Source organism: Cupriavidus sp. 05N40, from assembly GCF_056397305.1.
On record NZ_JBFTND010000288.1, the window covers coordinates 1 to 7,045 of the forward strand.

Here is a 7,045-nt window from a genome sequence, read left to right on the forward strand (position 1 = left end):
CTGGATGCCGGTGGACTTCATCGCCACGCTGGAGCCGGTGTTTCCCGTTCCCGGCCATCACAGCAAGCTGCTGGCCAACTGCTTCGCCCAGGGCGAGGCGCTGCTGCGCGGGCGCACCGCCGACGAGGTGCGGGCGCTGGGCGTGCAGGACGAGGCGCTGGTGCCGCACCTGGTGTTCGAGGGCAACCGTCCCAGCAACACGCTGCTGCTGCAACGGCTGGACCCCTGGCATCTCGGCGCGCTGATCGCGTTGTCGGAGCATCGCACCTTCGTCCAGGGCGTGCTGTGGAACATCAACTCCTTCGACCAATGGGGCGTGGAGCTGGGCAAGCAACTGGCCGCGCCCATCGCCAGCGAACTCGAAGGCGGCCCGGCCCGGGCGCACGACGCCTCCACCGCCGGCCTGATCCGCCGCGCGCTGGCCGCTTCGTCCGACTGGCAGGGCTGAGGCACCGCCTCACACGACACAGCGAGAGCAATATGACGACAACTCCATCGCCCACCTATGTGGTGTTCGGCGAAGCCCTCACCGACATGGTCCACCAGGGTGGCCAGGACTGGCTCGGCCTGCCGGGCGGCTCGTGCTGGAACGTGGCGCGCGTGGGCGCGCGGCTGGGTGTGCCGACCGCCTTCGCGGGCGCGGTCAGCGTCGATACGCTGGGCGACCAGCTGGCCCGGGCCAGCGCCGAAGCCGGGCTCGATGCGCGCTATCTGCAGCGCGTGGCGCGCTCGCCGCTGCTGGCCTTTGTGGGCGCCCAGCATCCGCCCCAGTATTTCTTCGTCGGCGACGACAGCGCCGACCTTTACTTCGATCCCGCCAGGTTGCCGCCGGGCTGGCGACAGGCCGCGCGCACCGTGCACTTCGGCTCGCTGAGCCTGGCGCGCCAGCCGCTGGCCGCCCGCCTGTGCGAAGAGGCGACGCTGGCCGCGGCGGCGGGCAAGCGCATCGCCTTCGATCCCAATTTCCGCGCGCCGATGCGCGAGCCCGGCTATCAGGCCGTGTTCGCCCACCTGGCGGGTCTGGCCGACCACATCAAGGTGTCGGACGAGGATCTGCGCGGACTCTATCCCGCGCTGGACGAAGCCGCCGCGCTGGCCGCGCTGCGCGCGCTGGCGCCGCAAGCCAGCGTGCTGCTGACCCGCGGCGCCCAGGGCATGACGCTGCTGCACGCCGACGGTGCCTGCGAGCAGCCGGCCTTCGCGGTAGCGGTGGTGGATACCGTGGGCTGTGGCGACGCAGCCATGGGCGGATGGATGGCGGGGCTGCTGCTCGATCCCGAGGCCACGCCACAGCGCCAGGCTTGCTGGGCGGCGGCCACCGCGGCCATCGCGGCGACCCGGGCCGGGGCCTACGCGCCCACGCAGGACGAGGTGCGGGCGCTACTGGGCGAGCCTGCGTTGTCCGCCTGAGAACGGCATGCGCTACGCGTTCGTCCCGCGGTGCCCCGGAAGGGACGACGTCGGGGGCAAAGATTTGTTGGCCAACATTTTCCAATACTGGTGTACAATCCGGCCTCCGCACGATTCACAATTGCGGTGTTTGTTCCCCGATAGCTCAGTTGGTAGAGCGCCGGACTGTTAATCCGTAGGTCCCTGGTTCGAGCCCAGGTCGGGGAGCCAAACAAGCGGGAGTCGCTCAGTTGGTAGAGCGCAACCTTGCCAAGATCGAGGTCGCGAGTCCGAGCCTCGTTTCCCGCTCCAAAATGGCAAGATTTACCCGCCAGGGTATCGTGAGAGCGCCCGCATCAGGTCGCCTCCCAATCGAGAGGGTGCCCGAACCTCCCGTAGCTGCCAACATTCCATCCGCTAAAGATACGAAACCAAATCCCGCATCTCGTCGATATCGGGGTGGACATACTTCATCGTCGTATTGAGACTCGTATGTCCAAGCGGAAGCTGAACAAGCTTCGGGTTCTTCGTCACTCGCATCAATTTCGCTCCGGTCGTGTGGCGGACGCGATGGCAGGATGCACCTATCCCATGTGTATTAGCAGCTGAAATAACAGGCTCAGCCTGGTGATCGCGGTGAGTACGCTCTCGATTGGTTCCACATCGCCATGCGGGTACAGAACCTCGAACAGATGATCAAGGGCAGGCCGGCACGCTGCGACGACGGTCCTAGCAACGCAGCCTTGATCAAGGCGCTGCATGGCGCCAAGTGGCACCTGTGGCACGGCTGCCCGCATCCGGCATTGCGCCGACTGGAAAGCCTGGGCTGGGATCTCTGTTGCGTTGACCGGTTGAATCCGCAACCCTCTTCTGCCGTTCGGCCCCGCGCAGCCCCAACGGCAGCTTCCAAGTTGAAACGGACATTTTTGCGGTCATGTCGACCGGCCGGTTCTCAGGCGCAGCGAGCCGGTCAAGGAGGCGCTCGATACCTGCCTCTCATGCAAGGGCTGCCGCAGCGATTGCCCCACCCATGTGGACATGGCCGCCTACAAGGCTGAGTTACTTTCGCACTACTACGAAGACAAGCGCCGCCCGCGCCAGGCCTGGTTTATGGGCCGTATCGGGGAGTGGGCGCCCTTTGCCGCGCGCGTGCCACGCCTGGCCAACTTTCTTACCCAGACACCGGTGCTGCGCGCCATCGCCAAGCGCATTGCAGGCGTGGCCGATAGCCGTGAACTGCCCCAGTTCGCCACCACGCCCTTCCGGGCGCAACTTGCAGCGTACCGGGGCAGGACTGCGGCTCACGTCGCGGTGGCCGATGCCCCCGCGCAGAAGCCCGTGATCCTGTGGGTCGACACATTCTGCGAGAACTTCCATCCGGAAATCGCCATGGCCGCGACCAAGGTCTTGCAGCACGCGGGCTTCCACGCCGTGTTGCCGGAACGCAAGCTGTGCTGCGGCCGTCCGCTTTATGACTTTGGCCTGCTGGATATGGCCAAAGCCAAGCTTGCCGATATCCTGGATTCCCTCGCGCCCTACTTCGATTCAGACGAAAGCGAGGCCGCCATCGTGGGGCTTGAACCCGGCTGCATGTCAGTATTCAAGGACGAACTCCTGCGGCACTTCCCGGACGATCCCCGCGCTAGGCGGCTGGCGTCGCGGACCTGGATGCTGGCGGACTTCCTGGCCGACCAGGGTTACCAGCCGCCGCGCTACGAGATCGACGTCCTGATCCACGCGCACTGCCACCAGAAATCGCTGTTCGGCACGCAGGGCGAGCAGACATTGCTCAAGCGCATGGGCGCCAACTGGACGCTGCTCGATAGCGGTTGTTGCGGCATGGCCGGCTCTACGAGTATGGCATCGTGCGCCTTCCGCCCTGCATCGCCATCCGTGTCGAGGAAATCGAGCATCATGGTGCCTGACCAGATTATCCCGATGGGGTTCGCCAGATTCTTCCCATCGATGTCGGGCGCAGAGCCATGCACCGGCTCGGTAGTTGTCGAACCGGACGCCCGCCAGCAGCTTCCATCGCTCTCCAAGCGAAACCTCATCCTGAAGATGGGCGCCAACATTACGCTGGTTTTCATGCGTCGTTCAGGCGATATGCCACCTTGTCGTTGATCGGGCCGGTGGTGTCGACCGTGGCGCGTGCGAAGCCAAGCGTCCCGGCACTGAGTTCCGCCGTCGTGGCGCGGGTGAACCTCGGTTTCTTCGTGACGATATTGATGGTGCCGCCAGGTTCGCTGCTGCCGTACAGCGCCGCAGCGGGACCCTTCAGGAATTCGAAGCGCTCAACCGTTGAGGCGTCGCGCATCGGATTGTATCCGCGTGATCCGGGAAAACCGTTCATCAGGTATCCCATATCCGTGCTGCTGAAGCCGCGGATGGCGTAGGTGTCCCAGGTTCCGCCAAAGTCATTGAGGCGGGCAATGCCGCTCACATAGTCGACGGTGTCGGCAAGCCGTCGCGCCCAGATCGTCAATCAGTTCCGAGGTGAGCACGCGCACTGACTCGACCGCTGGATCCATTTGAGGCGGCCCAACAATCTGCTCGTACGCTGCGGCAAAACGCAATTCACTGCGGTGCGGCGCGCTGCGATCGGCACCATCGTCGGTGCGACTGCTCTTAAGCTTGTGCCACGCAGCATGACTGCCCGGCTGTGCTGTGTCTTCTTGGCATCCAACCTTTCAGGAGCGTTCTCATGGCCCTTCGGGATTTCAAGGTCCCTACTCTGGACTACCACTTTCACACGGTGGCGCAGCTCGTTGACGCTTCGGAGGTAGGCCTGTGACCTGGGGCATGATCGCCGAACCGGTGGCCGACCTGCTGCCGGACCTGGTCGCGCTGCGCCGCGACCTGCATGCCAATCCTGAGCTGGCCTACGAGGAGCATCGCACGGCAGGTATCGTGGCGCAGTCGTTGCGTTTGCTGGGCCTTACGGTGCACGAGGGCATTGGCGGCACCGGCGTGGTGGGCACGCTGCGCGGCGGCCAGGGCGAGCGGACCGTGGGCCTGCGCGCAGATATGGACGCGCTGCCCATGGTGGAGCTTGGCCGCGCGCCTCATGCCAGCCGCACGCCTGGCAAGCACCACGGCTGCGGACACGATGGCCATACCAGCATGCTCGTCGGCGCCGCTCGGCAGCTTGCGCGCACCGGCGTCGACGGTACGGTGCACTTCATCTTCCAGCCGGCCGAAGAAGGCCAGGGCGGCGCGCGCCGGATGATCGAAGACGGCCTGTTCGAGCGCTTTCCCTGCGACAGCGTCTATGCGCTGCACAACTGGCCCGACCTGCCGCTGGGTCACGCCCAGACGCGCCCCGGCGCCATCATGGCGGCCGCCGACCGGTTCGACATCGTGCTGCGCGGGCGCGGCGGTCATGCCGCGCAACCGCACCACACCCCCGACGCCATCCTTGCCGCCAGCCAGCTCGTGTCGCAATTGCACACCATCGTGGCGCGCCGCATCGACCCCGGCGAATCGGCCGTGCTGTCGGTCACGCGCATCGAGGGCGGGCACAGCCACAACGTGCTGCCGGCCGAAGTGCAGATCACCGGCACGGTGCGCAGCTTCGATGCCGCGTCGCAGGACCGCATCGAGACCGCGCTGCGTGCCATGGCCGATGGCGTGGCGCGGGCGAGCGGCACGCAGGTTGAGGTCAACTACGTGCGTTACTACCCGGCCACCGTGAATACGCCGGCCGAGGCCGCGCTGGCCCTGGACGCGGCACGAGCCATCGGCTTGCAGGCACAGATCGCTCCGCGTGCCGCCTTCACCTCGGAAGACTTTGCCTTCATGCTGCAGCAAAAGCCCGGCGCCTATCTCTGGCTCGGCCAGGGCCGTGCCGAACCGGGGCCAGACGGCGAGCGTCCGCTGCACCACCCTTGCTACGACTTCAACGACGATGCGCTGCCGTTGGGCATGCGCTGGTTCTGCGAAGTCGCCCTGCGTGCGCTGGCGACCGCGCCGTAATTTCAACCGCTCAGCACTTCAGCCACACCATGACCACACTTCAATCCACTCGCCAGGAGAAAGACTTCCTGGGCGTCCGAAGCCTCGATAACACCTTGTACTACGGCGTGCAAACGCTGCGAGCAAAGGAGAATTTTCATCTCTCCGGCCGCCGCATTGGCGAGTACGCGGAATTGGTCAAAGCGCTGGCCCTTGTCAAACATGCGGCCGCCAATGCCAATTACCGGATCGGCCTGCTGGATGCGGCCAAGCATGCCGCCATTGCAAAGGCATGCGCGGAAGTCATTGACGGTGCGTTACATGACGAGTTTGTTGTTGACATGATCCAGGGCGGCGCGGGAACCTCGTCTAACATGAATGTCAATGAAGTGCTTGCCAACCGTGCACTGGAACACCTGGGACAAGAAAAGGGCGATTACAGGCACCTCCATCCCAATAACGACATCAATATGTCGCAATCGACTAATGATGCGTATCCAAGCGCCATCCGTGTGGGCCTGCTGCTTGCCCATCTCCCGCTATTGGAGAGCCTCAGCCACCTCGCTGCGACCCTGGCGAGCAAGGCGGAGCAGTTCGACGCCATCCTGAAGATGGGCCGCACCCAACTCCAGGATGCGGTTCCGATGACGCTTGGACAGGAGTTCCGTGCCATGGCTGACACCGTATCCGCGGACCTCGAGCAGCTTCGCGCGCTCATCCCGGCAGCGCTATGCGCCGTTAATCTAGGTGGTACGGCGATCGGCACTGGCATCAACGCCGACCCGAGCTACCAGGCGATCGCCATCGAGGAATTGTCGGAGCTCTCCGGGTTCCAGATTTGTTCCGCATCCAACCTCATTGCGGCGACATCGGATATGGGCGATTTCGTATTGCTTTCAGGTCTGATCAAGAGGACCGCCCTGCGGCTCTCGAAAATCAGCAATGACTTGCGTTTGCTGTCGAGCGGTCCCCGGGCTGGCCTTGCGGAAATCAACCTTCCGCCGCGCCAGCCTGGCAGCTCGATCATGCCCGGCAAAGTCAATCCGGTCATTCCGGAGGCGATGAACCAGGTGGCGTATGAAATTGCAGGCAATGATGCCGCGCTTACCCTGGCGGCCGAGGCTGGTCAGTTGCAGCTCAATGCCATGGAGCCCCTCATTGCATATAAGCTCTTTGACTCCATCCGGCTACTCGATCGGGCGGTGCGTATGCTGGACCGCGAATGCATCGAGGGCATTACCGCGAATCCGGATCAGTGTTCCGCGCTGGTCCAGCGGTCAATTGGCATTGTGACAGCACTCAATCCATACATTGGATATGAGAATGCCACGCGGATCGCAAGGCTAGCTCAGGAAACAGGTCGCACCGTCGTGGAGCTCGTGCAATCAGAGAAGCTCATTAGCAATGAGCTTCTGGCCGAGATCCTCCGCCCGGAGAACATGGTGGCGCCTCGGGCGGTAGCCAAGGCCTGATAGCAAAGAGGCGGAGTAGAGACGGCTGACAAAGCTGCAACTGCGAGTGTTTGCACCCCTCTCCCAATGGGTCCCAATGGGAGAGGGGCAGGGGTGAGGGCGGGCGTATCCTCGAAGTGGTACGCCGAGATGCTTGCCATGCGCCTGCCCTCACCCCCGGCCTTTCTCCCGCAAGCAGGAGAGAGGAGCATCAATGCGTTTCCAGCAGCACCTGCGCACGCGCAAAGCGC

At 64.3% G+C, this 7,045-nt stretch carries 4 protein-coding genes, 2 tRNA genes and 4 pseudogenes; 7 read left to right on the top strand and 3 right to left on the bottom strand.

The features are described 5' to 3' along the window. The 4 genes and pseudogenes from AC1DO7_RS37845 to AC1DO7_RS37860 form a co-directional block, all read left to right on the top strand. Nucleotides 1–448, top strand: a pseudogene (locus AC1DO7_RS37845) (glucose-6-phosphate isomerase); the annotation flags it as partial. A gap of 32 nt (nt 449–480) precedes the next feature. Continuing rightward, nucleotides 481–1,410 carry a carbohydrate kinase family protein gene (locus tag AC1DO7_RS37850; protein WP_441622503.1) on the top strand — a complete coding sequence of 310 codons (930 nt, stop codon included), beginning with the start codon at nt 481–483 and terminating at the stop codon, nt 1,408–1,410. A gap of 134 nt (nt 1,411–1,544) precedes the next feature. Then, nucleotides 1,545–1,620 (top strand) — tRNA-Asn (locus tag AC1DO7_RS37855). A 5-nt stretch (nt 1,621–1,625) separates the two neighbouring features. Next, nucleotides 1,626–1,701: transfer RNA gene (locus AC1DO7_RS37860), tRNA-Gly, on the top strand. A gap of 105 nt (nt 1,702–1,806) precedes the next feature. On the opposite strand, the gene AC1DO7_RS37865 is transcribed toward AC1DO7_RS37860, so the two are convergent. Then, nucleotides 1,807–2,001: a tyrosine-type recombinase/integrase gene (locus AC1DO7_RS37865; RefSeq protein ID WP_441622514.1), complete on the bottom strand. Its 195-nt coding sequence runs from the start codon at nt 1,999–2,001 to the stop codon at nt 1,807–1,809. 14 nt (nt 2,002–2,015) lie between these two features. On the opposite strand from AC1DO7_RS37865, the pseudogene AC1DO7_RS37870 reads away from it, so the two are divergent. Further along, a pseudogene (locus AC1DO7_RS37870) lies at nt 2,016–2,225 on the top strand (ISKra4-like element ISBte1 family transposase); the annotation flags it as partial. A gap of 876 nt (nt 2,226–3,101) precedes the next feature. On the opposite strand, the pseudogene AC1DO7_RS37875 reads toward AC1DO7_RS37870, so the two are convergent. Both AC1DO7_RS37875 and AC1DO7_RS37880 read right to left on the bottom strand, forming a co-directional pair. After that, nucleotides 3,102–3,383: pseudogene (locus AC1DO7_RS37875) on the bottom strand (isocitrate/isopropylmalate family dehydrogenase); the annotation flags it as partial. Between the two features lie 101 nt (nt 3,384–3,484). After that, nucleotides 3,485–3,905: pseudogene (locus AC1DO7_RS37880) on the bottom strand (TonB-dependent receptor plug domain-containing protein); the annotation flags it as partial. 274 nt (nt 3,906–4,179) lie between these two features. Between AC1DO7_RS37880 and AC1DO7_RS37885 the strand changes: the two are divergent. After that, the gene (locus AC1DO7_RS37885; RefSeq protein ID WP_441622505.1) at nt 4,180–5,364 is read left to right on the top strand and encodes a M20 aminoacylase family protein; all 1,185 of its coding nucleotides are present in this window, start codon (nt 4,180–4,182) and stop codon (nt 5,362–5,364) included. 29 nt (nt 5,365–5,393) lie between these two features. Then, nucleotides 5,394–6,815 carry an aspartate ammonia-lyase gene (locus AC1DO7_RS37890; RefSeq protein ID WP_441622507.1) on the top strand — a complete coding sequence of 474 codons (1,422 nt, stop codon included), beginning with the start codon at nt 5,394–5,396 and terminating at the stop codon, nt 6,813–6,815. Nucleotides 6,816–7,045 lie beyond the last annotated feature (230 nt).